The organism is Paenibacillus solani (assembly GCF_050475945.1).
Classification (GTDB): domain Bacteria; phylum Bacillota; class Bacilli; order Paenibacillales; family Paenibacillaceae; genus Paenibacillus_AQ; species Paenibacillus_AQ solani_A.
Genome location: NZ_JBCMXJ010000015.1, coordinates 399,365 through 425,473, shown reverse-complemented (window position 1 = coordinate 425,473; position 26,109 = coordinate 399,365). Strand labels below are relative to the sequence as shown.

The window sequence follows — 26,109 nt, the reverse complement described above, 5'->3', positions numbered from 1 at the left end:
AATGGTAATGACATGCTTATTGATTGCGTTTCAGGAATTCATCCATTCGAGCGTAGGCGATTTTTTCATTTGCCTTCTTGGTTATTCCATGACCCTCGTCCTCGAATACCAGGTACTCCACATCCCGGCCCTTGGCCCGCAGCGCTTCGACGATTTGGTCTGACTCTTCCTTGACGACACGCGGATCGTTGGCTCCCTGAACAATAAGCATCGGGTTCACCATGTTATCCAGGTACGTAATCGGCGAATCTTTGATAAAGCGCTCCTTATCACGCTCCGGATCACCGATCCAGCGTTCCATGATCGGCTTCCAGTGCTCAGGTACCGAGTTATAGAAGGTAAACAGATTGCTGACCCCAACGATGTCAATGGCAGCCTTGAAATATTCCGGATTCCGGCCCGCCAGCAGCAGGGTCATATAACCGCCGTAGCTTCCGCCCAACACAAACAGCTTCTCGCGGCTCGAAATCCCTTGCTCAAACAGCCAATCCATGCCTGCCAAGCAGTCCTTGCGCGGTCCCTCGCCCCAATCCTGCTCTACCAATTTGACAAAAGAACTGCCATACCCCGTACTTCCCCGGAAGTTCGGACAGAAGATGTGATATCCTTTCGCAAGGATATATTGGAACATGGAGCGGAACTGCTTGCGTTCCGAGGCTTGCGGGCCCCCATGCGGCCAAAACACGGTATATCCGTTTGCTACGTTGTCTTTGGCGCGGAACAGAAGTGCCTCAATCACCATCCCGTCAAAAGATGGATATGTCACCACATCCGGCGTCACCATGTCCTCATCGGTCAGCCCTGTCAGCACGTTCTTCGTGATCATGCTCCATGTGCCACCTGAGTAACGGTAAATGTTAAGCGGCTTCACTGCACCTCGGGCGAGCAGGTACAGATTACCGGACTTCGTGACATTCAGCTGTTCCACGATGTCCGACGGAAGAGGAATGGCGGTTAACTGACCACTGTCAAGCGAATAGGAATACAGCCGATCCTCTACTCCTCTTTCCGTGACGATGTAGATAGTTCGGGAATCCTTATGATACCGCATGTGTTTAACACTCTCCCGGTCGATGCGGCACAGAGGCTCAAACTTCTGCTGCGTGATGTCATAACATGCTACATAGGAAAATTCCGATTCATAATCCGTAGCGAAAATGACCTGATCATTGCTGGTAAACAGTACATTGCCCGAAATATGCACCTGTTCAGGTGAAGGCGTCAAGCAGAGGGCTTCCTCGCCTTCACGCTTCACATAACTTACATAATAAGTGTTTGCGTACATCTTAGTATATGCGATCGTCTTCTCATCCGGGCTTACGGCGCATAATTCAGTCGACGTCTCCTTGCCTTCAAGCAGCAGTCGATCCTCTTGCGTATCCAGATGATACACATGCGAATTTAAGAAGGATGGATTGTCTTTGGATGTGACATAGTACAAACGTTTTCCGTCCTCCGACAGATGAATGAAGTAATGCTTATCATTCGGATCAGCTCCGCCAAACAGTGGCATAGGCTCTCCGCCGTTCCACCGCAACGCATGAAATTGATAATTCTCATTTCCATCACGGTCGAACGCCGTTAAGATATGCCGCCCTTCCGGGTCCAGCTTAATGAAGCTCGCGATCTGATCGTTGTATGTAAGGGGATAAGGATAAGGGCTCTCTCCTTCTAAATCCATGGCCCATAAATTAAACTTACCATTCAGGCTGCTGCTGAATACGAGGCGTGATTCATCGGCGCTGATGCCAAATGTACGAATGGCATACGTTTGAAAAAATTGCTCTACATCCGGTTTAGGAAAATCAATCATTGTTCTGCCTCCCTGATCTTATCGAATAATCCAGCGGTTAATAAATGGATATAATTAGGAAACTCGCCGGATTCCAATCCTATTATAACCCAAAATTCACCTGTTCGGTATCGTTATTCGGACGTAGAAGACACTACGTCTCCCGACCGAGAAGATCAAGATAATATTCATTATTACATCATTTCTCCGATTCCCTTGTGCAGCCCGCATATCTGCAGCGGGATTCCATATAAATGATAAGAACCAAGTTTTTCATGACGAAGGGGGAATCCTTGTGCACCAAGACGAGATCGCGGAACTGGAACGTTCCATTGCGGAGATTACCGAGATCGCTACAGGCTTTGGTCTTGATTTTTACCCTATGCGATACGAAATCTGCCCGGCAGACATCATATATACCTTCGGTGCCTATGGCATGCCTACCCGCTTCAGCCATTGGAGCTTTGGAAAAACCTTCAATAAAATGAAAATGCAATATGACTTTGGACTTAGTAAAATATACGAGCTCGTAATTAACTCCAATCCCTGCTACGCGTTTCTCCTGGACGGCAATTCACTGATCCAGAACAAACTCATCGTAGCTCATGTCCTTGCTCATTGTGATTTCTTTAAGAACAACGCCCGCTTCTCCGTCTCCAACCGCAATATGGTGGAAAGCATGTCGGCCACTGCCGAGCGGATATCCCGCTATGAAATTGAGCATGGTACGGAAGCGGTTGAGCAGTTTATCGATGCTGTACTGGCGATTCAAGAGCATGTGGATCCACAGATTGTAAGGCCGGATAAACTGGATAAAGAGCGGTACACTGCACGCCGGATGCAAGAGCGTGAAGAAGAAGCGAAGCGGCAGCAGCCTCCTGGCCGATACGATGATTTATGGGGAATGGACGAAGAGGATGAAGAGAAACCGAATAAATACACAGCCTCAGCCAAGCGCTTTCCGCCTGAGCCCGAGAAAGACATCATGTGGTTCATTCAGGAGTACTCCGATATTCTGGAAGATTGGCAACGGGACATTATGAGCATGCTCCGGGAAGAAATGCTGTACTTCTGGCCACAGATGGAGACGAAGATCATGAACGAAGGCTGGGCTTCGTATTGGCATCAGCGCATCCTGCGGGAAATGGATCTGACCAGCGATGAAACCGTGGAATTCGCCAAGCTTAACGCCTCGGTTGTTCAGCCGTCACGGCATAGTCTGAATCCGTACTACCTGGGCCTTAAAATCTTTGAGGATATCGAGCGCCGCTGGGATCGGGAGAAGATGTTTGATGTACGCGAATACGATTCCGATATCTCCTTTCTGCGCAATTATCTTACCAAAGAATTGGTGAGAGATCTGGACCTGTATGTGTTCGAGAAAAAAGGACCAGAGTGGAAAATCACCGATAAAGCTTGGGAGAATATTCGCGACCAGCTGGTCGTATCCCGCGTCAATGGCGGATCGCCTTACCTCGTGGTGACAGATGGCGACCATCTCCGTTCCGGTGAGCTGATGATCAAGCATTTGTACGAAGGCATCGAGCTTGACCTGAAATATATGGAGCGCACTGTCCCTCATGTTTACAGGCTCTGGGGCAAACCGGTGCATCTGCATACGATGATAGAGAACAAGCCGATTCTGTTCTCCTATGATGGAAAAAAGCTTCATCGGCGGTTTATTTAACAAGTCTGCGAATGATAATAACCCTATATAACGCAGCAGCACCAGCGATTGGAGTAATGCCTCCATTTGCTGGTGCTGTCGTGTTTATCCATATAAAATATAAGTCATCTGGTTCTGCTGTTATTTACCGAGAATTATAAATGGTCTCCAATTCGATATCGTGCTTCTGAATATCATATTCATGCTGAAGTGACTCCAGATCATCCGCCAGCTTCTCCATCATTTTGACAAAGGCAGCCAATTCCTGCGAGCTTGCCGCTTGATTACGTGCGCTCACGGATGTCTTCTCCGATTCCTGTTCGACCAGACCCAGCTTGCGGATAATACCGCTGACTTTGGTTTGGATTTCATCCATTGCCTTCTTGGAGTTGGTGGCCAGCTTGCGGACTTCGCCAGCAACCACTTCGAACCCTCTGCCCAGCTCTCCCGCATGAGCTGCCTCAATCGCTGCATTCAGGCCAAGCAAATGACTCTGATCGGAGATCTCTCTGATCAGACTTCCCATCCGCTCGATATGCAGAATCTCTTCGCCCAGTTCGGAAGTCAGCGTATGCGCATTTTGCTGTGCTTCGGCTGTCTTCATGGCATTGTCCGCCATCAGTGCTGCGCTCTGGTCCAGCTCCACGATCATCGCAGTCAATTCTTGAACAGCCCCCGTGATCGCTTCCAGCATTTTTTGCTGATCTGTAGCCAAATTGCTAATTTTTTCTTTCTCTTTCATCTCGTAAGCTTCCAGTACGAGCTGGGAATCCAAATTGAACATCTTGCTTAATGCATGCACGACCTGAACCCATTGATCCGGAACGATTTGTTGCAGTAAGTCGGCGGCGATATCCAAATAAACCATATAACTTCCAAGATAATAATCTGTTGTCAGTCCAATTCTAGAATGAACTTGTCCGATCTTAATCCGTTCGGCAATATAGACATCATCCACTTTTCCCTGTGCAAGCGATAACCAGTATACCCGCTGGGTTTCCTTAAGCCGCTCCACATTCGAAGTGCGGTCAATAATCTGCATAAGCTGCGGTTGCGTGCCAATCTGTGCATAAAATCGGTCAACGACCTCATCCACCACTTTCGAAAATACATCACGAAGACTGGCCAGAAGCTCTAATCCGTGGTCATCTAAACCGATATACTCCAACTGTTGACGTCTTTTCGGGGAAACATCAATCATTTCGAAAAATTCACTCCTAAGTAGTGTGATGAATCTCACAAGTTCAAGTAACTTAAGGTCCATTATAGACTATATTTACCATCTAAACATAAACCCAAAGTCCTAATTATGTGTATATTCACGCACTATCCAGGTCGATTTATCCTTAACATGAAAAAACACCCAAACGTGAACTACATCTTATTAGGACATAGCTCACGTTTTGGGTATTTCCTATGAAATCCAATGGCTTCAGAAGCCTTGTATATAACTTTATCGATTCAACAGACTGCCAACATATCTTAACAGCTCATTGGCACATACCGGGCAATACCCATGTTCATCTATTAATCTGGAGCTTACCTCGTTAATCCGTTTCAGCTGGACGGCATCCGGCGTTTTCGTCGAGGTTGTGATTTTGACGATATCCTTCAGGTCGGTGAACAGCTTCTTCTCAATCGCCTCACGAAGCCGCTCATGGTTATGATACTCAAACTTCTTGCCCTTACGTGAATAGGCTGAAATCCGGATCATGATCTCTTCCCGGAAGGCCTTCTTCGCATTTTCCGACACACCGATCTGCTCCTCAATCGAGCGCATCAACCTTTCATCGGGATCCATTTCCTCATCAGTTAGCGGATCGCGAATTTTGGTCCAATTGCAGAACGCCTCAATGTTATCCAAATAATTCTCGAACAGCGTCTTGGCGGACTCCTCAAAAGAATAGACAAAAGCCTTCTGTACTTCCTTCTTGGCCAGATCGTCATATTCCTTACGCGCGGCAGATATAAAGTTCAGATAGCGTTCCCGCTCTTCCTTGGCAATGGACGCATGCTGATCCAATCCATCCTTAATCGCCCGCAGCATATCCAGCGCATTAATGCACTGAAGGTCCTGCTTAATCAAAGCGCTGGAAATCCGGTTGATCACATATCGCGGATCGATGCCGGACATGCCTTCTTCCAAATATTCATTCTGCATTTCTTTCAAATCCGCTTCTTTATAACCTTCGACCTCAACCCCATCGTACATCCGCATCTTCTTGATCAAATCCATCCCTTGCTTCTTCGTCTCTTTCAAACGAGTCAAGACAGAGAATATTGCTGCTGATCGGAGCGCATGCGGGGCAATATGAATATGCTTCATATCGCTTTGACCGATCAGCTTCGAGTAGATCTTCTCCTCATCGCTGACGCGCAGATTATACGGGATCGGCATGACAATCATCCGGGATTGCAGGGCCTCGTTCTTCTTATTGGCAATGAATGCCTTATACTCGGATTCGTTGGTATGGGCCACGATCAGCTCATCCGCGCTTATTAACGCAAACCGGCCCGCTTTGAAATTCCCTTCCTGGGTCAGGGAGAGCAGGTTCCATAAAAATTTTTCGTCGCATTTGAGCATCTCCTGGAATTCCATCAAGCCCCGGTTTGCTTTGTTCAGCTCACCATCAAACCGATAGGCACGCGGATCCGATTCGGAGCCATATTCCGTGATCGTTGAGAAATCGATGCTGCCGGTTAAATCGGCTATATCCTGCGACTTGGGATCAGAAGGACTGAAGGTTCCGATACCGACCCTGTTTTCCTCCGAGATCAACACGCGTTCCACTTCAACAAGCTCTATATCACCGCCGTAATCGGTTCTTAAACGCAGCTGGCAGGCGGGGCACAGATTCCCCTCGATTCGGACGCCAAGCTCCTTCTCGATCTCCGGTCTGAGCTCCAGCGGAATCAGATGCAGTGGTTCTTCTTGCATCGGGCAGCCTGCTATGGCATATATGGCTCCCCGATCCGTACGTGAGTGTTTTTCCAGCCCACGCTTTAACAGCGTAACCAGGGTAGATTTGCCACCGCTGACGGGTCCCATAAGCAGTAATATGCGTTTACGTACATCAAGCCTGCGGGCTGCGGAATGGAAATATTCCTCTACGAGTTTCTCAACAGCCCGGTCGAGACCGAATATTTCTTGCTCAAAAAACTTATATTTTTTCTGACCCCCGCTCTCTTCGAAACCGTAGGATTCGATCATGTCATACACACGGGCATGTGCCGTCATGGCTGGAGAGGGATCCTTCTTAAGTATTTCGATGTATTCCCTGAATGTGCCGCTCCACGCCAAACGGTCGCCTTCTGCCCGATACGATGCTATGCGTTCGAAAATATCCATATCGCTACCTCCTATGAGTCTGTTTATGGGGATTGGCTTCCATTCCACAGCGTCATTAGAAAACATGCCATTATCGAAAAAGTGTATTACATACCTATGCGGCTTGCTTGGAATAGTTGACCTTATTTTCGAAGTCAAGCAGACGCTTTTTAACTAACCATCGGTCATTCGACGAACGGATGAGCCATCACAGCGTTCACATGCTATACTAAAATGACATCACGAGTCACGACATTTCATCATTTACGGATAGAAAAAAGGAGAGTCATCATGGCAATAAAGCATGAAGCCGAGCTGTACGCTCCCCTGAAGGCCTTTTTTGAACTAAACGGATATGAAGTTAAAGGCGAGGTGCGCAATTGCGATCTGGTCGGAATGAAGGACGGCACCGATGAGCCACTCATTGTGGAGCTAAAGAAAACATTCAATCTGGCCCTTCTGCTCCAGGGCATCGAGCGGCTGAAGCTGACTCCGTACGTATATCTTGCCGTCGAGAAGAGTCGGGCGAAGAAAGGAGCCGTCAATCAGCGCTGGGGTGAGCTCACCGCGTTATGCGGTAAGCTGGGACTGGGTCTCATCACGGTAACCTTTTACAAAACCAAGGCACCCTTCGTCGAAGTGCTATGTGAGCCGGAGATTGCCGTGCAGCAAGGGCGAACCGCCATCCGGAGGAAGGAACGCTTGCTGTATGAGTTTCGAGAGCGCAGCGGCGATTACAACACGGGCGGAATTACGAGAGCTAAGCTGGTGACGGCCTATCGGGAAAAGACGCTGCGCGTAGCAGCGGTCATGAATACAGCGGAAATGGAAGAACGCCGTTTGCGTGAACTGCAGAATGACCACGCGTCCCCGGAAGGACCTTCGCCTTCGGTGCTGCCCGGCATTTCCCCGGCAGCTGTCCGTGAGCGAAGCGGTGTAGGGTCGGCCGCCGACATTCTGCAGCGCAATTACTATGGCTGGTTCCGCAGAGTCAGTCGTGGACGCTACGTACTCACGCCAGCCGGTATCCAAGCCCTGACAGACTATGCTTCTGTGTTGAAATCATAAAGCGTAGCCGTCATGAAAAAAAGCTGCTGAACGGATCAAGTTCCATTCAGCAGCTTCCGATATGTTACAACCAGTTCAACTATCACTAAGCCACCATGGCTAGTTCCGGGCCGTAAATTCCAATACCGCTTCGCTGATGAGATTCATTCCGAGCAGCAGCTCATCCCGGCCGGGATGTGTAAAATTCAGCCGGATACATTCGCGGATACGATCTTTTGCCGATGTTGCAGAGCACATGGAGCCTGGAAGAAAAGCAACCCCCTTTAATAAAGCCGCTCTCAGAAGCGCCTCTCCATCCAATCCTGGAGGCAGTTGTACCCAGAGAAACATCCCACCGGAAGGTATACTATACGTAGAATCCTTCCAAGCACTGCGTTTGAGCAGTTCCACCATCAGCTTGAGCCTGATGGCATATTCCCGATTCAGCATGCCGATATGATCCTCCAGCTGAAAATGCTTGGATTCCAGCAGATGGTGCAGCATCCGCTGATTTAGCATACTGGATTGCCAATCGGCCATCTGCTTCACAGCCGTCATCATCTCAATCACACGCCGGTTGCCGGCAGCCCATCCCGTTCGAAGCGCCGGTGCCACCGTCTTGCTGAAAGATCCGACATACAGGACATGCTCGCCTTGCTTCTCTTCAAGTGAGAAAATCGAGGGCAACTCTGTTGCCTGATTCTTACCGTCTGCAAAGGAGAGATCACCGTAAGAATCATCCTCGACAATAAGAAGTCCATGCGAAATGCACAGGTCCAGCGCCTTCTTGCGCCGCTCCAAGCTCCAGGCCACACCGGTTGGATTGGTGAAATTGGGTGCCGTCATTAGCAGCTTCGGTTTATGCTTTCGGATCATGGCTTCCAGATGCTCAGGCACCATCCCCTCCTGATCTCCCTCAACAGGTATGATCGCAGCTCCTTGAAGCCGAAGCACTTGGAGCAGTCCCGGTGAGGTAGGATTGTCGACCAGCACAGGATCCCCAGGGTCCACATACACCCTGACCAGCAAATCAATAGCCTGCTGGGTACCCGTTGTCAGCAGTATATGCTGGGGCTGGACATGTAGACCTTTTCGGCGGGAAAAATCTTGACTCAGCCACTCACGGAGCGGTCTGTAACCTTCGGCCTCACCGTACTGCAAGGCGAGCGGGTCTTCGGAGAGTACGGATGTTGCCGACTCCGCCAGAGAATGCACAGGGAATAGCTCTTCTGCCGGCAATTCTTCGGCTAAAGAAATAAAAGAATCCCGCTTCGCAAGTTCCCTGATATCGCGCAGCGGGGATGACAAAAGGGTCTGTGCACGGGAAGCAAAGGAATACTGCATGGAAGTCCCTCCTCTAACCGTTATCATAGCCTCGGTTTTGTGTTCAGGAGCCTCTAAGATAACCTCTAAAAGGTATTCCTGTTATTTGTATATTAGACCTAATTATAACTTTATGTATGACTTTATGCATAGATTTGTCTGCCTTGGCGGGTATATAAGGCATACTTCTCGATCGCTTGCGCACGGGTGGATACTCCTAGTTTCACGTAGATTTTACGGAGGTAATTATCAATCGAGCGCCGGCTGACCTGTATTTCCAAGGCGATTTTGTCGTAGGTGATACCTTGGACGATCCGTTCCATAATAAAAGCTTCCGTATCCGAGAGCTGAAGGCCGCCTTCGTTCATCGCAGATACGGTTAACGGCCATATGCCCTGCCTTACCCAATCGAGCGGCAGCGAGGCAACGCCTTCCCGCAATCCGGTAATCATATGAATAAGCTGGAAAGTGGATGCCTGTTTGGATAACAGGCCGCTTGCTCCGCGACTGATCAAGGATTGCAGCAAAGACAATCCGTCATTATCCGTCATAATGACAACATGCGTCTTTGGAGACAGCTGTTTCATCTGCTCAAGCACATCCTCGGATGTGTGTTCCGGCAGATGGTAATCCAATAGTACCAAATCGGGCTGAAGACTCCCGACCATTCGAAGCCCTTCAGAATCCGAGGACGTCATGCCCTCAACGAGCAGGTCCTGCTGCTCTTCCAAGATCAATTTTGTTCCCAGCATGCTTGTAGGTTGACTGCCGACTATAACTACTCGCCAAACCTGATTCATCTTCAAATAGACCTCCTGTTTCAACGAACTTGAATCACTAGTATCTCTATCTAAGTAAGCAGCGTCATTTCCTTGCTTGCCGCCACATTCGATCCTTCGTTGTTTGCAGATACAGACTGACACACTTTCAACCTTTTTCGTATATAAAAGAGGTTTATCTTCCGCAGCTGCGTATGAAAGGGACGGTATACAAGGCTAATGTCTCATATGTATCTTTTTGGATTAACAAATCTATACAAATTGTATCCCACTCTAACTTTCTAGGCAATCTATTTTTCATAAAAACAAGCATGATTTATTCGTCTTTGCGAAAGTAATTCTGACATGATAGAATGATAGCTGGAAAAAATGATAGTTTTTGAGGGGTGATGAAATGCCAGCGTTGGGGCCAGAATACAATTCCCCCTATAAAACCCGTGAGGAAGTGCACCAAAAGGGACCTTCGACCAAATGGTTCTGGGTTTTTTGGATTGTTCTCATCGGGCTGGGTACTACCGCAGCCTACTTATATAGCAATCAACTAAAAGAGCAAGTCGTAATACAGCTGCAAGAGGATACGCGGAAGGAAATGGCATCGTTCAAAGCGGAGTATGATCAGAAGTTTAATGAACTGGTTCAGGAGATAGACGAAATGCAGAGCAAGGTTCAATCGTTTAATGAGCTGTTGACTTTTACCAAAGATCAGGCTAGCGGCAAAACAGACAACAGCAACAAGCTGTACAGTCAATTAAACGAAGTGGAGAAACAGCTGAAAGCCCTGGAGCGCAAGATGGAGCTGCTCAAGTGAGTAAACTGAGGAAACTGAAGTATATTCGTCCAAAGCAGCTAAACCGTACATTTATGCTAGCCATCGCTCCTTTTATTGGGTTGCTGTTATGTATGTGGTTATTAACGGAGCCGCCGCGTTTGTCACACGACACCGCAGCATACATACCTACCGGCAGCATATCGGAACAGTCAGCCATCATCAAACAGAATCTGGATCAGGCTGCACTCTCGGCGGAACAGACGATATCCTCCATTGAAAAAACGGCCAAGCTTTACAGGCAGACGACCGCCACGGTAGGTACCATCCTGAAAACTACGGAATCCCAAGCAGCACGTCCCGAGCAGATTTATAATCGGAGAATCACTGCCAAGCTGGGAGTTCCTATTGAGACCGTAAACAGTGACCGGATCCGTATCGAATTATACAAGGTCAATCCTGGTGCCTACCATGGATATGCGATGAAGATCAAGCTCAAGGATCCGACTGCGATGAAGATGTCCCTTGGCAGCGAAAGCGGCAGGCCGGGGTCTGTAGAAACTACCATGCGTGCCGTTAGCCGGCACGGGGCGGTTGCAGGAATTAATGCCGGTGGGTTTGCAGACGGGAACGGGGGCAGACATCCGCTCAGTACGACCTTCTATAACGGCAAGTACGTTTCGGGATTTCAACCCAGCTTTAAGGATCTTGCGTTTGTCGGCCTAAGCGAATCCGGCAAGCTGATCGGCGGCAAGTTCCACAGCCAGCGTGACCTTGATCGGCTGAATCCGAGTTTTGGTGCTACCTTCGTACCGGTTCTGATGAAAAATGGTAATCTGACGACAATCCCGGAAAAATGGAGAACATCTCCGGGCCGTGCGCCGCGCACGGTGATTGGCAATTATAAAGACGATCAGCTGCTCATCCTAGTTACCGAAGGGTATGATGAGAAGGGCAAATCAGGAGCCACGCTGCAAGAACTGCAAGTCAAGCTAAAAAAACTAGGCGTCATCGATGCATATAATCTGGATGGCGGAGGTTCCACCTCTCTTGTGCTTAACGGCCGTGTCGTAAATAAACCATCGGATGGAAACCTGCGGCCCGTTCCTACGCATTTCTTATTTTTCAAATGATAGCTTCTTGCACCTATATTCTCGTTGGTTTTTTCGCCCAAGATGGGTATAATAAAGATTAGCTTAGCAGGAGGTGGCAAGAATGTCTTTCTCATTAACATTTTGGATTGTCATGCTTGTATTCGCCCTTTATATGGTTGGTATTTGGACCGCGGCATACAATGATGATAAGACCAAAGGCCTGTAAGGCGTCTCCCTCGTATATCGAGGGAGTTTTTATTTTTTCAGGACTATTATCGAAACAAAAAAGCACCGCTTAAAAGCGATGCTCAAAAGGTAATTCATATGGAGCACTATGCATGTTTAGGAAGTTGTTGCATTTCGGACATGCATGGCAAACAGATATAGCGCTCTTTAAACTCGCTTACTCCATCCATAGAACCACAGAAGACGCATTTCGGACGATAGCGTTCCAATATAATATGGTCCCCCTGTACAAGAATCTCTACGGGATCCCCCTCGTTCATTTGATATCTTTTTCGGAGAGACTTAGGTAGAACGATTCTTCCCAGCTGATCCACTTTACGAACCACACCAGCAGGTTTCATAACGATTGTACACCTCTTTCATAATTAACAAGTGATTTCTGACACCACAGTACGAAACTGATAATAAGGGCCTAGTATAATAGTTCGATAAAAAACTGTCGAATCCTGCTGGTTATAAAGATTTTCTTAATTTTTATATTTTTTTCTAGGTACAGGCGGATGCTTCTCCCCAACTCAAGATGCTGGAGGACTTATTCCATACCTGGAAAGTCAAGTTGGCGTAATGCCTCATATACCATGATAGCTGCAGAATTGGACAGATTTAGCGAACGAACCTTATCCGTCATTGGCATCCGGATACAATCTTCGGGATGAGCAGCAAGGAGTTCTGGAGGTAACCCTTTAGTCTCTTTGCCAAATACGAGGAAGTCTCCATCCCTATACTCGATATCCATATAACGCTTGGTCGCTTTCGTTGTAGCATAGAAATAACGTCCATCCGGATACAGCGCTTGTAATTCCTCAAAAGAATCATGATATTCGATATGTACAGCATACCAATAATCCAGCCCTGCCCGCTTCAATGTTTTGTCATCTGTATTAAAGCCAAGTGGACGAACCAGATGCAGATGCGTTCCCGTTGCTGCACATGTTCTGGCGATATTGCCCGTATTGGCTGGTATTTCCGGTTCGACGAGTACGATGTGTAATGCCATGTTGATATAGTCCACCTTTTCTGTTGTTTTATTTCTATTATAACCGATTCCAGAGCGATCTCTCCCGATATCCAAAAATAACCTTCAGCCCTAACAGGGCTGAAGGTTATGGGTATTTATCTCATAAATGATTAGCTGTGATGGCTCTTGAACTGCTGCATGAATTCCACAAGTGCCTGGGCGCTCTCGTAAGGTACTGCATTGTATACCGAAGCACGCAAACCACCGACACTGCGATGGCCTTTCAGACCAACAAAGCCTGCTTGCTCCGATTCCTTAACAAATTGCTTCTCCAGCTCTTCCGTGGCAAGACGGAAAGTGATGTTCATATCAGAACGCGCCTCTGCATTTACGCAGCCGCGGTAGAAACCGTCACTATGATCAATAGCGTCGTAGATAAGACCGGCTTTCTTCCGATTCATCGCTTGAACGCCCTGCAGTCCGCCCTTCTCTTCAATCCATTTCAGAACTTCATTAATCATATAAATACCGAAAGATGGTGGTGTATTGTACAGGGAATTATTCGCCAAATAGGTCTGGTAACGGAGCATTGTCGGCAGCTGTTTGGAATCGGTAATCATATCCTCTCTGACGATGACTACTGCCACACCGGATGGTCCCAAGTTCTTCTGGGCACCCGCATATACCATCCCGAATTGGTTCAGATCAAAAGGACGGCTGAGGATATCACTCGACATATCACAAATCAACGGCACCGAGCCCGTATCTGGAAATTCCTTAAACTGCGTACCTTCAATAGTCTCATTAGACGTGAGATGGAGATAAGCAGCATGGTCCGACAGCTTCATGTTTTTGAGGTCAGGCAGGCTCATGTACTTGCTCTCTTTAGAGGAGGCCGCTTCATGGGTTTCACCGATCAGCTTCGCTTCTTTAATGGCCTTGTCAGCCCAGCTTCCCGACATGACATAATTTGCAATCTGGCCTTGTCCCAAGAAATTCATAGGGATCATGGCAAACTGAGTGCTTGCCCCGCCCTGTATGAACAACACCTTGTAACCGGATGGGTTCCCTAGCAGCGACAGCAGTCGTTCCTGTGCTTCATTATGTACTGCTTCATAAACAGGCCCCCGGTGAGACATTTCCATAATTGACATGCCGGTATTCCCGTAATTGACGAATTCAGCCTGGGCGCGCTCCAATACTTCAAGCGGCAATGCAGCAGGACCTGCGTTAAAATTGTATGCTCTCTTGCTCATAAGACTCTCCACCCTTTCTTTTCTATGATTTCTAATTAACGCTAATCATAGCAACAATCCTATAGACCTTCAAGTGTAATTATTCACATTTAAAATATCCTAAGTTTGCGTGCAAAAACATCCCGGGCACAGATGCCCAGGGATGTTGAATCACATTTATTATAGATCATAGTACAGCGAGTACTCGTGAGGGTGAACGCGAATGTTAACTGCTTTGGCTTCAGCACGCTTAAGCGCAATAAAATTATCAAGAAACTCTTTTGTAAATACGCCGCCTTCAATCAGGAATTCATAATCGGCTTGCAGGGCATCCAGAGCTTCATCAAGGGAACCTGGCACGCTGCGAATCTCCTTCTTCTCAGCGTCAGACAAGTCGTAGATGTTCTTGTCGTAAGGACCGTAGCCAAGTGCAGTTGGATCAATTTTACGCTTGATTCCGTCCAAACCTGCCATCAGCATTGCTGAGAACGCAAGGTACGGGTTTGCTGTGGAATCCGGGGTGCGGAATTCGATGCGGCAGCCTTTAGGCGTTACAGCTGCGACTGGGATCCGTACTGCAGCAGAACGGTTGCCTTTGGAGAATACAAGATTGACCGGGGCCTCGTAGCCTGGTACGAGACGTTTAAATGAGTTGGTGCTCGGGTTCGTCAAGGCGATCAATGCAGGAGCATGGTACAGAATACCACCAATGTAGTGAATCGCTATTTCGCTCAGGTTAGCATAAGCGCCTTTCTCGTAAAACAGGGGAGTATCGCCATCGAATATCGATTGATGAACGTGCATACCGCTTCCGTTATCGCCGAACAATGGCTTTGGCATAAAGGTAGCTGTTTTGCCGTATTGGCGGGCAGTGTTATGAACAATATATTTGTAGATCAACAAATTGTCGGCAGTCTTCTTTAATGTATCGAAACGGAAATTGATTTCAGCTTGGCCGGCAGTGGCTACTTCGTGATGATGACGCTCGACGCGGAGTCCTGCTTCTTCAAGCAAACGGCACATCTCGCTGCGAATGTCTTGTTGAGTATCAACAGGGGCTACAGGAACGTATCCGCCTTTGACGCCAACTTTGAATCCGAGGTTGCCGCCTTCTTCCTTGCGGTTGGTGTTCCATCCGGCTTCCTCCGAATCAACGAAATAACTGGAGCTGTTCATGGAGCTTTCATAGCGAACCTCATCGAACAAGAAGAACTCGGATTCCGGTGCGAAGAATGCTGCGGTACCGATCCCGGCTTCTTGAAGATACTGCTCAGCCCGGGCTGCAATTCCACGTGGATCACGCTCATAAGCTTCGCCATCCGGCGTATGGATGTTGCTCATAATGTTAAGTGTAGGATGTGCCGTAAATGGATCAATATAGCATGACTCCGGATCAGGCATCATGACCATATCGGATTCTTCAATGCCTCGAAATCCTGGAATCGACGATCCGTCAAATGCTACCCCGTTCACGAATGTTTCCTCATCGACTTCGGAAGCTGGCAAACTGATGTGATGTACCCTTCCTGCTAAATCCACAAAACGGAAATCGACCCATTCGATGTTATTCTCTTTAATGGTTTGCAATAATTTCTCTACCGACATGTCTATTCCTCCCAATATCCGAACATTAAGACTCAAACCACTCAAGAATGTTCCTAATCTTTCGTTTTCTTTTCGTCATTATATGCGGTGAGATAACCTGACGTCAATACCTATGTAAGGTATTTTTGAAACTCATGTTAAGTAATATAACATAGAATTAAAAAAAGACACCTGCAGTGGTTTGCAAGTGTCTTGTTCGGTATTACAGATGGAATTTTTGTCTCCATCGTATTGATACTGTATTCTTAAATATGGCTTTGCTTATAACAAGGACTACACACGTACAAATTCGGAAGCTGGAGCCTTCGTTGTCGCAAAGCTTTTGCCTACCAGCGGAGCCAGCTGCTCCAAATCTTTAAGCAGTGCAGCAAATTGATCAGGGAAGAGGGATTGAACGCCGTCACCTGTCATGGAATTGTCGGGATCTGTATGCATTTCAATAATCAATCCATCTGCCCCAGCTGCTACAGAAGCCTTGGACATCGGTTCAACAAGCTCACGTCTTCCTGTTCCATGACTCGGATCCGAGATCACCGGCAGGTGACTCAGCCCCTGCAAAACAGGAATTGCCGTTAAATCCAGTGTATTGCGGGTATACGTTTCAAATGTTCGTATGCCCCGTTCACAGAGCATAACATTTGGATTGCCGCCAGCAAGAATGTACTCTGCAGCATTCAGGAACTCATCATATGTTGCACTAAAGCCTCTTTTTAGCAAAACTGGCTTCCCACATGTACCCAGTTTCCGCAGTAAATCAAAATTTTGCATATTACGTGTACCCACTTGAAGAATATCGGCGTATTCCGCACAGATGTCCACATATTCAGGTGTCATAACCTCTGTAATGGTTAACAGCCCATGCTTTTGCCCTGCTTCCGCCATCATGATCAAACCTTCAACGCCTACGCCCTGAAAGCTGTATGGACCCGTCCGTGGCTTAAATGCGCCGCCTCTAAGCACTTGCCCGCCTGCTGCCTTGACGAGCTGAGCAATCTCATCAATCTGCTGGGCAGATTCTACGGCGCATGGGCCTCCCATGACAACGAGATTGCCGCCGCCAATCTTGGTTCCCTTAATATCGATGACGGTGTCAGCAGGATGGAAATCGCGGCTGGCGAGCTTGTAAGATTTTGAAATCTTGATGACGTTCTCGACACCCTTCATCTGACGAAGATGCTCAGCCAGCTTCGGATTCACACTGCCGATCAATCCGATCACATTGCGGTCTTCACCTCGGGAAACATGTGCCTGGAGCCCTTCCTTCTCAATTTCGTCTACGATGTTCTGAACTTGTTCTTCTGATATTTGATTGGATGTAATAACGATCATTTATTAAACCCTCTTTCTGAATATGGTTTCAATTGATGAATATCAGCATTCACTTTCACGCTTGTTCGCTTTTAAGCTTTTATGCTTCTACGCTTTTATTCAATAAAGTAAATATACAGAAAAAACCTCTCCTCGTCAAGCCCATTCTTAAAGCCTTCACGACCGAGAGATTTAGATACCCATAACCGTCTATAACAGTTTGTTGCGCCCCTCTGCGACTGTACGTTTCTCGAGCGGTATTACTATTCTCACTGTAGTCCCAATGCCTGCCCGGCTGAATAACGTGACCCCATATTCATTGCCATAGTAGAGTTTAATCCGTTGGTCCACATTCTGAATCCCATAACCGGCATTCGTAAGCTCCTGTCCGCCTATATTATTCAGCACTCTTCCTGGAGGAAAGCCCACTCCGTTATCGATAACTTTAAATTCAAGGACATTATCCAGTACGCTTGCGGTAATCCGGATATGTATTGACTCGCCGGTCCACGCATGCTCAAGCACATTCTCGATAAACGGCTGCAATATCAATTTTACCGTCTCATAGCGGACTACTTCCGGCGCAAAATCATAGGTAACCTGCATGCGTTCATCATATTTGATTTTTTGAATGTCCACATAGGCTTTAGCCTGCTCCAACTCATCCTTCACCGGAATGATATTTCGGCCATCGTTAAGCGACAAACGGTAGAATTTGGCCAAATCCATGACCATACGCTGCAGCTTGTCCAGCATACCAAACCGAGCCAATCGGCTAATGGAGGATAAGGTATTATACAAGAAATGCGGATTAATTTGCGCATGTAATGATTCTAGCTCTGCTTGTTTCTTCTGAAGATCGGCTAGATATACTTCATTAATCAGCTTGCCGATATTGCTGCCCATTTCATTCAAGGCTGAAGAGATATGTGTAAACTCATCGTTTCCTTTGAAATGAGCTCGCTTGTGGAACTCTCCCTCCTGGAAGGAATCGAGAACCGATACGATTTTGGATACCCGGCGACTGAAGTATCGTGACACTAACAAGCTGACCACAAAAAAGATTCCAATACAAACAATACAAATGAGCAATGTGAGATTTCGGATTTTCACCGTATCTTTCTCTACGATGTTTGCAGGAACGACCGCTACAAGATTCCAGTCGAGTTCAGGGATCGGCTTACTGATAAGTAAATCTCCATTGTTGCGCAGCTCATTCTCCTTAAACACAACCGATGTCTGTATCTCACCTGATGAGAGAATCACTTTCCCTTGTGAATCTGCTAAGTACAGCGCTGTCCCATCACCGATTTTGTTATAATCTACACTATCAAACATATCCTTAAGACTGACATTGATTCGCACGAAACCGATTTCCTGGAGCTTTATAGAATTGATATCTATTAATCTCCGCAGCAGCGAAATACGCCCGTTGTCTGCATCATTCTCAACTTGTTTCCATTCCATCGTCGTTCCATAGCTTTCTTCCTGAGGATACTGCTTGTACCAGGCCTTGTCGACAAGACGATTATATTGATATATGTCAAAGAGACGCGTATTTGAATCAAGCGGGTCTGAATAACTGTAGTTATTATATACTTCTCCTAAATTTTCGTTACTCAAATAGATCGATAACCATACCTTGGAGTTCGCTGTACTGATCGCTGTTTCCAGCTTGGGCATCAGAACATTGACCATCGTATCATAGCTGACATACGCGCTTTCAGAGTAACGCAGCCGGTTATTGAGGGAAGAGTCAAAATAAAGCATATCCGAAACTCGGACAATGTCTCCCATTCTGTAGGAAATGTTATCACTCATTTGAAGCAGGGTACCTTGAATATTATTCGTTGTCTGTTCTCTAATCGATTGGATAAATACCTGATTCGCAATATACCCAACCAGCATTACCGGTATAATGATGAATACGCAGTAAGATATCAACAATTTGAAGCCAAATGGCATCTTGACACGTATTCGTTCAAATTTCCCCGCCAAAACCAATCACAACCCCATTGCGAGCGCTATAGTAGTATGTTAAGAGTGCTTACGCCTGTACTCCAGGGGTGTCATTCCATATATCTCTTTGAATTGACGGCTGAAATAAGGCAAATATTGATAGCCTGTTTGATAGGCCACCTCATATATTTTGAGTTTGGTGCTAACTAACAGGTCTCTAGCCCGCTCCATGCGCAGCTTTATGACATAGTCACTAAAATTATAACCTGTTTCTTCCTTAAACAGAACTCCAAGATAGTTTGGCGAAAAGGAAAAGCGGTTGGCCATATCACGCAGCGTAATATTATCATGCAGTCGCTCACGTAAATTTCCAATAATTTCCTCAACAAGCCGACCATTCTTGGTCGGTTTGCGAAAGTTCAATCGCTCGGATATTTCGAATACCTTCATTCTTAACCACGAAAAAATATCATCCATCGTCTCAAACTGCAGCAGCACATCCAGATTTTTCAGTTCAATTCCCAGCATGCGAAACAGATCTTCATGCATGGTGTGCAAATGGGCGTCCAGTTTTAACATAATATACATGCCAAGGTTCCGGACCGTAGATTTAGAGCCGATATGGGATGCAAGAACCTGTATAGCTTCGATCTCATCATGAATCTTGACGATTTCATAATTCGTCATCGCAGCAAATAAAGAGTCCAGTCTGACATCGAGGCTCCTCGCGTCCTCCCGATCCTCCGTTGGCACTTCGTTATAGAGTATCCATTTCCCTTTTCCACGGAACATTTTATAATCCAATGCTCCCTCTGCCATCATATAGGAGGGATGAAGCTCTTCAACCTGATGGGCAGCCCCACCCTCGCCTACAGTTACGGTAAGGGGATATTCTTGGCAAAGCTGCTTCAAAACGGACTGAATCTCTGTCTTGCCCCTCTCTGTATCCATGAGTACGGCCAGACGCTGGTCGGTTACCTTGCATATATTCTTGAAGCCGCAGCTCTCCAGCTCCTTATGCAAACTCGTGAAGAACTGCTCGTTTAACCCCTGTGGTTTCTCAAACTCGTCATGGTTGCTCCTCCACGAGCTTATATCATCCACTTCAAGCAATATGACATTCACGGGCCAGTTTAACTCCTCAAGCTTATATTCGCGTTTCATGATATTTAACATCGCCCCGTCATAGGGCTTCTGCAGAATTTGCAGCAAAAATTGATTTTTGAGAATCGGTATCATCTGCTGATAAGCCCGTTCTGTTTCCTTGCGGTCCTGGAGCCTGTCCAGCTCGAGCCTTACTTTTGTTAACTCCTCAATTAACTCTTCGTCCTGCATAGGCTTCAGTACGTAATTACATGCATTTAGCGCAATAGCCTGCTTAACATAGCTGAAATCCTGGTAACCACTTACGAATATAACCTGTAATTCATCATGAATTTTCAGCGCTTTTTGCGCTAATTCAATACCTGTCATATTAGGCATGCGTACATCGGTCACGAGAATATCAACATTCTCTTTTTGTAGAATTTCCCAAGCTGCAAATCCGCTATTAACGGAATCAACCACGGTCATTCCAAGACTCTCCCACGGAATAAAGCTCTTCATGCCCTCTAGGTCCAGTATTTCATCGTCAGCCAGCAGCACTTTATACATGGGTCTCATCTCCCCTAAATTTCGATAAGGGTATGCTGCATGTGCAGCATACCCCTTTCGGTTTATGTTATTCTATTATTGGCCATTCATTTGAGCCAGGTTAGCTTGCCATTTCGTTGTTTTGTATGCCAGAAGCTTCTCATATCCAGCTGCTTGAGCATCTGCTTCTGCTTTGTCCAGGACAGCCAATACTTCTGCATCGTCTTTTGCAAACAGCGCTTTCGCTCTAGCTTCTGTGTAGATATCTTCGACACGTTGGCGAATAATACCCTCTTCGCTTTCTGGGGCCGGATCAAGAGTGATGAATTCCGTAGCATTCGCTTGCGTTTTCCAAGTTATTTCGTATTGCCAACGAGTTGACCAGTTACGCTCTTCCTCAGGCAATGTGCTTTCATATTTCGCTTTTGCTGTATCGATAAATACCGTGTTACCGTTCCATTGAAGGTTTGTTGTGTCAGCCTGCAGCTTACCCAAACCTGCAGCATCTGTAACATATTTCTCAGTAAACTTAGGCGTTATGCCATCCTCTTCATATCCATCCCAATATCCGCCTTCAGGTCCCCACATCAACAGCGTTTGACCTTCTGGACCTGTATACCAATCCAGGAAAGCGAAGATCGCTTCAGGATCTTTAGCAGCTTTCGTAATAACGCTTACGTTCCAACCAAGTTGAGTGTAAGTTCCTGGGAAGATTTTATTCTTATCCAGACCTTCCTTATGAATCGGCCAGATCATGAAATAACCGGCATCCGGATCTTTTTTAATAAGTTCAGCGTGTGCGTTCATTGCATTTTCAGTCGGACTGGAAGCTGCATATACTGCTACGCGTCCTGTCATTACTTTTTCCTTGATTTGGTCAGCCGTTTGAGTCAGGGCATCCTGAGAGATCAGTTTATCACGGAACAGCTTCGATGCATACTGCATCGATTCACGATAAGTCGGATCTGTAAAGATGGAAGATAATTTATCACCGTTAGGCACACCTCGAATGGAAACCCAGCGGGTCAGTGCATCCTCTTTGAAAGCAGAATAGAGAATATCAATACCTTGTCCTTCAATTCCTGGCTCAAATGGAACTACCGTGTTTCCGTATTTAGCTTTAACAGCTTCCAGGTATTTAGTCAAATCATCGGTTGTTTCAAGCTTAGGCTCGCCAAGCTCTTTATAAATTTTGCTGTTCACTACGTATCCCGCATTACCGTTCGGCTGACTGGTGTACCAGTTAGGGAATTGATACAATTTGCCATCTGGGGAACGAAGCATGTTAATTCCAGCCTCACCCAGCCATTCCTTCAAGTTTGGATATTTATCCAGATAGTCATCATAAGGCACAAGCATGTCGTTCTCTCTCAATTTCTCAACATCCGAGTTTCTATCCATCCAGATTACGTCAGGAAGCTCACCGGAAGCAATCATCGTATTGAACTTTTGCTGTGCATTACCTTGGGAGTTGATCGCTTTTACATCGACCTTTTTATTCTCTTTGATCCATTTTGTTGCTGCATCTTCTCCCCATGTTGGCATGGTGTACCAGTCATAGTGTCCGTAGAAACTGAAGTCAAGCGGTTGCTCACCCAGTACATACTTCTCGGATACTGCTTCTGTTGGCGTGCTGTTTCCATTGTCGCCAGTGTTAGGAGCCGGGTTAGCTGTCTTCGTATTATCGCCGCATGCTGAGAGCATTAATGCTGCTGCGAGCAACGCAGTGACCGATGTGGTCAAAGACTTTTTTCTGAGCTTCATTCTCTGATTTCCCCTTTCGTACTTCCACTTGATATATATGTCTAAAGCTAAAGCTTCAAACAACAGGATTACTAGCCTTTAAGGCTACTCTTTCAGGGATCCTACCAGTACACCCTTAACAAAATGCTTCTGTACAAAAGGGTACACCATGATGATCGGAACCGTAGCAACAATCATAGTCGCCATGGACAACGATTTCGTTGTCACACTCTGCATTCGGGATAATGCTGCCTGAGAGGCTGAGTCCAAATTACTCATCTGTTCAGACATAATGTTGGAATTCAATATTTGACGCAGTATCGTCTGGATTGGCAGCAATTCTTCTTTATTGATATAAATACTAGGCAAGAACCACTCATTCCAGTGAGAAACCGCCGTAAATAATGACAATGTGGCAATAACCGGTCCTGATAGCGGCAGGATAATCTTAAAGAAGATTCCCCAGTTACCCGCACCATCAATTTTCGCCGATTCTTCCAGGCCATTAGGCAAGCCCGCAAAGAACGTTCGGAAAATGATCATATTCCAAACACTTACCAAGCCAGGAATGATGAATACCCAGAAGGAGTCCATCAAGCCCAGACCGCGAATCAGCATGAAGCTTGGGATTAATCCGCCACCGAAATACATGGTCACGATACACATAATCATGTAATATTTGCGGCCCATCAGTTCGCGCTTGGTCATGCCATATGCGAAGATGGAAGTGACGAGAATCGAAGTAATCGTTCCCACGATCGTACGTGCTACGGATATGCCGAAGCCGTTCAACAAGCGTTTATCCTGAAACACGATCTCGTAGTTCTCCAATGTAAAGTCTCTCGGCCAGAAGGTGACTCCTCCAAGCGACGTATCTGCTCCTGAGTTAAAAGAAACCACAAGCGCATTCCAAAATGGATAAAAGGTGACAAAGGCCAAAAATGCTAGAAAGATATAGATCATGATCATCATGAAACGATCACCGAATCCTAAACGTACCAATCTAATCGCTCCCCTCGTTACAATGTTCGTTTACCATAGACTGTTACCTGATCTGCGTGCGATCACATTGGCGATGGTCAGAAGCATCACACTGATTACCGCTTTGAACAAGCCTACAGCCGTTGCATAAGAGAACCGGGAGTTTTCAATACCAATTCGGTAAACATAAGTATCAATTACATCGGAAACCCCTCTTAATACAGGGTTCTTAGCCAAGAGCAAAATATCCTCGAAACCTGCAGTAAGCAGGTTACCTATTGCCAGAATCATAAAGATGATTACAACAGGCATGATGGATGGTAATGTAATCGTGAGGATCTGTCTGAATTTACTCGCTCCATCCATATCTGCAGCTTCGTACATACTGGGATCGACTCCCGCAACCGCCGCCAAGTAAACGATGGAGGAGAAACCAATCTCTTTCCAAACCCCTGTAGTCACCAGAATCCCCCAGAAGTATTCAGGAAGGGACAGGAAGTTAATAGGTTCCTTGATCAAATTCATTTTTTCCATAAGGATGTTTACGCTTCCGTTATCGGTAGATAGCAAGGAAACCACAAACCCCGACACGATAACCCAAGATAAGAAATGGGGCAAATAACTAACGGTCTGTACCAATCTTTTGAAGAACATATGCCGAACTTCATTCAGCATAAGTGCCAGCAGGATCGGTGCCGGGAAACCAATCGCAAACTTGAGCAAGCTGATCACGATGGTATTCCGCATGACATTCATAAACTCTGGCGATTCAAAGAACATCTGGAAATGTTTCATCCCGACAAACGGGCTGCCTCCCATGCCTTTGAATATATTAAAATCCTGAAAAGCCATTAGAATACCGTACATCGGTATATAACTGAAAACAAAAATTAATGCGAGCGCGGGAAGTACCATTAACTGAATATCCCACTGTTTAAAAAAACGTATGAATCCATTGTCTCTCTTCCGTTTTGGAACAGCCTTCTGTTCTACGGATATCTGTGCCATCTCCAACCCCCCGTTGTGCTATTGCCTTGAAGTACCTGATGTCTAATATTGTAGAATAAACTCGAACATATAAATATTTGCCTGATCAACGAAAAATGATAGAAATCAATCGTGTAGTAAAACGCTTTCACACATAACTGCAGGGGTGGATTCTCCTTTTCAGGGCATACCTGAAAGGGATGTAATTTTATGGATTGTCTAGTGGTTCCCTCTTCGATTCAGTACATAAAAAAATCCCCATAGGTCTACAGGGCCATGTCCTTCTTTCTCAGGATTCATGTTCCGCTATTTACCGTAAGGGGAGAATGTCCACCATATTTCATGCCTGTCAATTGAGAGAAGATGATTCTTCTCGGACGGGGCATGTGTCAAAATAACTATAAAATCAACATCATCAATTCTCAGCTCAACACGGTTTAATCCGACGATTGATGAACCATTCTCTGTGATGTCAGTGTTATCGGTAAACTCTAGCGATGAATGAGACCTAAGAATAACGTTCGATTAAACTACAACTTTCTCTGGCTTGGGCAATTATCCGCGTTAATCGGGGGTTCTGCTATAGCATAGATGGACAAAAACAAAAAAACAACCGTCCCGATCCAATCGGGACGGTTGACCTAATTCCTATTGCTTCGGTATTCTTCTTCGAGAATTATGAACTGCTCTTCACCCGAACAGGCGGCAGCAGTTTGCTCATATTAACCGTACGCTTGATCTCCCAAGTTTCCGGCTTATCATGTTCATACTGTTCCAAGTAAGCTATGACTTCCTTGGTAATAGGAGTTGGTGTTGAAGCCCCTGAGGTAACGGCTACTTTGCCTACGCCTTCAAGCCATTCGCGCTTGAGCTCCGTCACATCGCCGATACGATGAGCCGGAACACCTGCGATCTCTTCGGATACCTGTGCAAGGCGATTAGAGTTATTGCTGCGCGGATCTCCAACAACAATAACCAAATCCGCTTGACCTGCTTGCTCGGCTACTGCTTCCTGCCGCACCTGCGTTGCAAGACAAATTTCATTGTGAATCTCTGCTCCCGGGAACTTATCGAGGAGATTCTTCATGATATGTTTAATATCCCATTGACTCATCGTTGTCTGGTTCGTAATGATGATTCGGGAAGATTTCACTTGCAGCTGTTCAATCTCCTCTTCCTTCTCAATGAGATGCACATGATCCGGAGCGATCCCAATGGCCCCTTCCGGCTCAGGATGTCCCTTCTTGCCAATATAAATGATCTCATACCCGTCCGCTACCTTATCCCGGATCAAATCATGGGTTCTGGTCACGTCGGGACATGTCGCGTCTAGCGTAGTTAGCCCTTTGTCCCGGGCAAGCTTGCGAACTTCCGGAGAAACTCCGTGTGCCGTAAAAATAACCGTTCCGCTCTCCACCTGATTCAGGATATCCATCCGATTCGGACCATCCAGCGTAATGATACCCTCATCTTCAAAGGATTGCGTGACGTGACTATTATGAACAATCATGCCCAATATATAAATAGGCCGAGGAAGATCCAAGTTCTGAGCCGCCTGACGCGCCAATACCATAGCATCAACGACGCCGTAACAGTATCCTCTCGGTGATATTTTCAAGACCTCGATGATCTTCACCTGCTTTCGTTGTATTACGTAGAG

Annotated in this window: 20 protein-coding genes; 4 read left to right on the top strand and 16 right to left on the bottom strand. The window is 46.4% G+C overall.

Annotated elements, in window-relative coordinates:
• Window positions 1–16: 16 nt before the first annotated feature.
• The gene (locus tag ABEQ74_RS16905) at window positions 17–1,813 is read right to left on the bottom strand and encodes a S9 family peptidase (RefSeq protein ID WP_430123283.1); all 1,797 of its coding nucleotides are present in this window, start codon (window positions 1,811–1,813) and stop codon (window positions 17–19) included.
• Window positions 1,814–2,087: 274 nt separating this feature from the next.
• On the opposite strand from ABEQ74_RS16905, the gene ABEQ74_RS16900 reads away from it, so the two are divergent.
• Window positions 2,088–3,479, top strand: coding sequence for a SpoVR family protein (locus ABEQ74_RS16900; RefSeq protein ID WP_430123282.1), 1,392 nt, complete (start codon window positions 2,088–2,090; stop codon window positions 3,477–3,479).
• A gap of 124 nt (window positions 3,480–3,603) precedes the next feature.
• Here the strand turns inward: ABEQ74_RS16900 and ABEQ74_RS16895 are convergent, their stop codons facing one another.
• Both ABEQ74_RS16895 and ABEQ74_RS16890 read right to left on the bottom strand, forming a co-directional pair.
• On the bottom strand, window positions 3,604–4,659 hold the full coding sequence (locus ABEQ74_RS16895) for a protoglobin domain-containing protein (protein WP_430123281.1): 1,056 nt from the start codon (window positions 4,657–4,659) through the stop codon (window positions 3,604–3,606).
• Between the two features lie 252 nt (window positions 4,660–4,911).
• Complete coding sequence (locus ABEQ74_RS16890) at window positions 4,912–6,807, bottom strand: PrkA family serine protein kinase (protein ID WP_430123280.1); 1,896 nt, start codon at window positions 6,805–6,807, stop codon at window positions 4,912–4,914.
• Between the two features lie 270 nt (window positions 6,808–7,077).
• Between ABEQ74_RS16890 and ABEQ74_RS16885 the strand changes: the two genes are divergently transcribed.
• The gene (locus ABEQ74_RS16885; protein ID WP_430123279.1) at window positions 7,078–7,854 is read left to right on the top strand and encodes a DUF2161 family putative PD-(D/E)XK-type phosphodiesterase; all 777 of its coding nucleotides are present in this window, start codon (window positions 7,078–7,080) and stop codon (window positions 7,852–7,854) included.
• Between the two features lie 99 nt (window positions 7,855–7,953).
• On the opposite strand, the gene ABEQ74_RS16880 is transcribed toward ABEQ74_RS16885, so the two are convergent.
• Window positions 7,954–9,177 carry a PLP-dependent aminotransferase family protein gene (locus tag ABEQ74_RS16880; protein ID WP_430123278.1) on the bottom strand — a complete coding sequence of 408 codons (1,224 nt, stop codon included), beginning with the start codon at window positions 9,175–9,177 and terminating at the stop codon, window positions 7,954–7,956.
• Between the two features lie 122 nt (window positions 9,178–9,299).
• Window positions 9,300–9,956 (bottom strand): response regulator, encoded by a 657-nt coding sequence (locus ABEQ74_RS16875; RefSeq protein WP_430123277.1) that lies wholly within the window; start codon window positions 9,954–9,956, stop codon window positions 9,300–9,302.
• A gap of 373 nt (window positions 9,957–10,329) precedes the next feature.
• On the opposite strand from ABEQ74_RS16875, the gene ABEQ74_RS16870 reads away from it, so the two are divergent.
• Together ABEQ74_RS16870 and ABEQ74_RS16865 are read left to right on the top strand one after the other, a co-directional pair.
• Window positions 10,330–10,743, top strand: coding sequence for a hypothetical protein (locus ABEQ74_RS16870; RefSeq protein ID WP_430123276.1), 414 nt, complete (start codon window positions 10,330–10,332; stop codon window positions 10,741–10,743).
• 5 nt (window positions 10,744–10,748) lie between these two features.
• Window positions 10,749–11,834: a phosphodiester glycosidase family protein gene (locus ABEQ74_RS16865; RefSeq protein WP_430123601.1), complete on the top strand. Its 1,086-nt coding sequence runs from the start codon at window positions 10,749–10,751 to the stop codon at window positions 11,832–11,834.
• 293 nt (window positions 11,835–12,127) lie between these two features.
• Here ABEQ74_RS16865 and ABEQ74_RS16860 read toward each other — a convergent pair whose 3' ends face one another.
• The 11 genes from ABEQ74_RS16860 to ABEQ74_RS16810 all read right to left on the bottom strand — a co-directional run bounded on the left by ABEQ74_RS16860 (window position 12,128) and on the right by ABEQ74_RS16810 (window position 26,076).
• Window positions 12,128–12,382: an AbrB/MazE/SpoVT family DNA-binding domain-containing protein gene (locus ABEQ74_RS16860; RefSeq protein ID WP_053491894.1), complete on the bottom strand. Its 255-nt coding sequence runs from the start codon at window positions 12,380–12,382 to the stop codon at window positions 12,128–12,130.
• A 191-nt stretch (window positions 12,383–12,573) separates the two neighbouring features.
• A complete protein-coding gene (trmL, locus tag ABEQ74_RS16855) occupies window positions 12,574–13,038 on the bottom strand; it encodes a tRNA (uridine(34)/cytosine(34)/5-carboxymethylaminomethyluridine(34)-2'-O)-methyltransferase TrmL (RefSeq protein ID WP_430123275.1) in 465 nt (154 codons plus the stop codon).
• Window positions 13,039–13,169: 131 nt separating this feature from the next.
• Window positions 13,170–14,255, bottom strand: coding sequence for a 3-phosphoserine/phosphohydroxythreonine transaminase (gene serC / locus ABEQ74_RS16850; protein WP_430123274.1), 1,086 nt, complete (start codon window positions 14,253–14,255; stop codon window positions 13,170–13,172).
• A gap of 159 nt (window positions 14,256–14,414) precedes the next feature.
• Window positions 14,415–15,839, bottom strand: coding sequence for a type I glutamate--ammonia ligase (glnA, locus tag ABEQ74_RS16845; RefSeq protein WP_430123273.1), 1,425 nt, complete (start codon window positions 15,837–15,839; stop codon window positions 14,415–14,417).
• Window positions 15,840–16,112: 273 nt separating this feature from the next.
• A complete protein-coding gene (gene aroF / locus ABEQ74_RS16840) occupies window positions 16,113–17,168 on the bottom strand; it encodes a 3-deoxy-7-phosphoheptulonate synthase (RefSeq protein WP_053491890.1) in 1,056 nt (351 codons plus the stop codon).
• 189 nt (window positions 17,169–17,357) lie between these two features.
• Window positions 17,358–19,145 (bottom strand): sensor histidine kinase, encoded by a 1,788-nt coding sequence (locus ABEQ74_RS16835; protein ID WP_430123272.1) that lies wholly within the window; start codon window positions 19,143–19,145, stop codon window positions 17,358–17,360.
• 39 nt (window positions 19,146–19,184) lie between these two features.
• Complete coding sequence (locus ABEQ74_RS16830) at window positions 19,185–20,759, bottom strand: response regulator (protein ID WP_430123271.1); 1,575 nt, start codon at window positions 20,757–20,759, stop codon at window positions 19,185–19,187.
• A 75-nt stretch (window positions 20,760–20,834) separates the two neighbouring features.
• Window positions 20,835–22,502 carry an extracellular solute-binding protein gene (locus ABEQ74_RS16825; RefSeq protein ID WP_430123270.1) on the bottom strand — a complete coding sequence of 556 codons (1,668 nt, stop codon included), beginning with the start codon at window positions 22,500–22,502 and terminating at the stop codon, window positions 20,835–20,837.
• Between the two features lie 84 nt (window positions 22,503–22,586).
• Entirely contained in the window at window positions 22,587–23,483 is an 897-nt protein-coding gene (locus ABEQ74_RS16820; protein ID WP_430123268.1) for a carbohydrate ABC transporter permease, read from the bottom strand.
• 30 nt (window positions 23,484–23,513) lie between these two features.
• Window positions 23,514–24,470: an ABC transporter permease gene (locus ABEQ74_RS16815; RefSeq protein WP_430123267.1), complete on the bottom strand. Its 957-nt coding sequence runs from the start codon at window positions 24,468–24,470 to the stop codon at window positions 23,514–23,516.
• A 655-nt stretch (window positions 24,471–25,125) separates the two neighbouring features.
• Entirely contained in the window at window positions 25,126–26,076 is a 951-nt protein-coding gene (locus ABEQ74_RS16810; RefSeq protein ID WP_430123600.1) for a 4-hydroxy-3-methylbut-2-enyl diphosphate reductase, read from the bottom strand.
• Between the last annotated feature and the right edge of the window lie 33 nt (window positions 26,077–26,109).

Excerpts from the sequence above, each read along its gene's own strand:
- ABEQ74_RS16905 (WP_430123283.1), bottom strand. The coding sequence starts at position 1,813 with ATGATTGATTTTCCTAAACCGGATGTAGAGCAATTTTTTCAAACGTAT.
- ABEQ74_RS16895 (WP_430123281.1), bottom strand. The coding sequence starts at position 4,659 with ATGATTGATGTTTCCCCGAAAAGACGTCAACAGTTGGAGTATATCGGT.
- ABEQ74_RS16890 (WP_430123280.1), bottom strand. The coding sequence starts at position 6,807 with ATGGATATTTTCGAACGCATAGCATCGTATCGGGCAGAAGGCGACCGT.
- ABEQ74_RS16885 (WP_430123279.1), top strand. The coding sequence starts at position 7,078 with ATGGCAATAAAGCATGAAGCCGAGCTGTACGCTCCCCTGAAGGCCTTT.
- ABEQ74_RS16880 (WP_430123278.1), bottom strand. The coding sequence starts at position 9,177 with ATGCAGTATTCCTTTGCTTCCCGTGCACAGACCCTTTTGTCATCCCCG.
- ABEQ74_RS16875 (WP_430123277.1), bottom strand. The coding sequence starts at position 9,956 with ATGAATCAGGTTTGGCGAGTAGTTATAGTCGGCAGTCAACCTACAAGC.
- ABEQ74_RS16870 (WP_430123276.1), top strand. The coding sequence starts at position 10,330 with ATGCCAGCGTTGGGGCCAGAATACAATTCCCCCTATAAAACCCGTGAG.
- ABEQ74_RS16860 (WP_053491894.1), bottom strand. The coding sequence starts at position 12,382 with ATGAAACCTGCTGGTGTGGTTCGTAAAGTGGATCAGCTGGGAAGAATC.
- trmL (WP_430123275.1), bottom strand. The coding sequence starts at position 13,038 with ATGGCATTACACATCGTACTCGTCGAACCGGAAATACCAGCCAATACG.
- serC (WP_430123274.1), bottom strand. The coding sequence starts at position 14,255 with ATGAGCAAGAGAGCATACAATTTTAACGCAGGTCCTGCTGCATTGCCG.
- glnA (WP_430123273.1), bottom strand. The coding sequence starts at position 15,839 with ATGTCGGTAGAGAAATTATTGCAAACCATTAAAGAGAATAACATCGAA.
- aroF (WP_053491890.1), bottom strand. The coding sequence starts at position 17,168 with ATGATCGTTATTACATCCAATCAAATATCAGAAGAACAAGTTCAGAAC.
- ABEQ74_RS16830 (WP_430123271.1), bottom strand. The coding sequence starts at position 20,759 with ATGTATAAAGTGCTGCTGGCTGACGATGAAATACTGGACCTAGAGGGC.
- ABEQ74_RS16825 (WP_430123270.1), bottom strand. The coding sequence starts at position 22,502 with ATGAAGCTCAGAAAAAAGTCTTTGACCACATCGGTCACTGCGTTGCTC.
- ABEQ74_RS16815 (WP_430123267.1), bottom strand. The coding sequence starts at position 24,470 with ATGGCACAGATATCCGTAGAACAGAAGGCTGTTCCAAAACGGAAGAGA.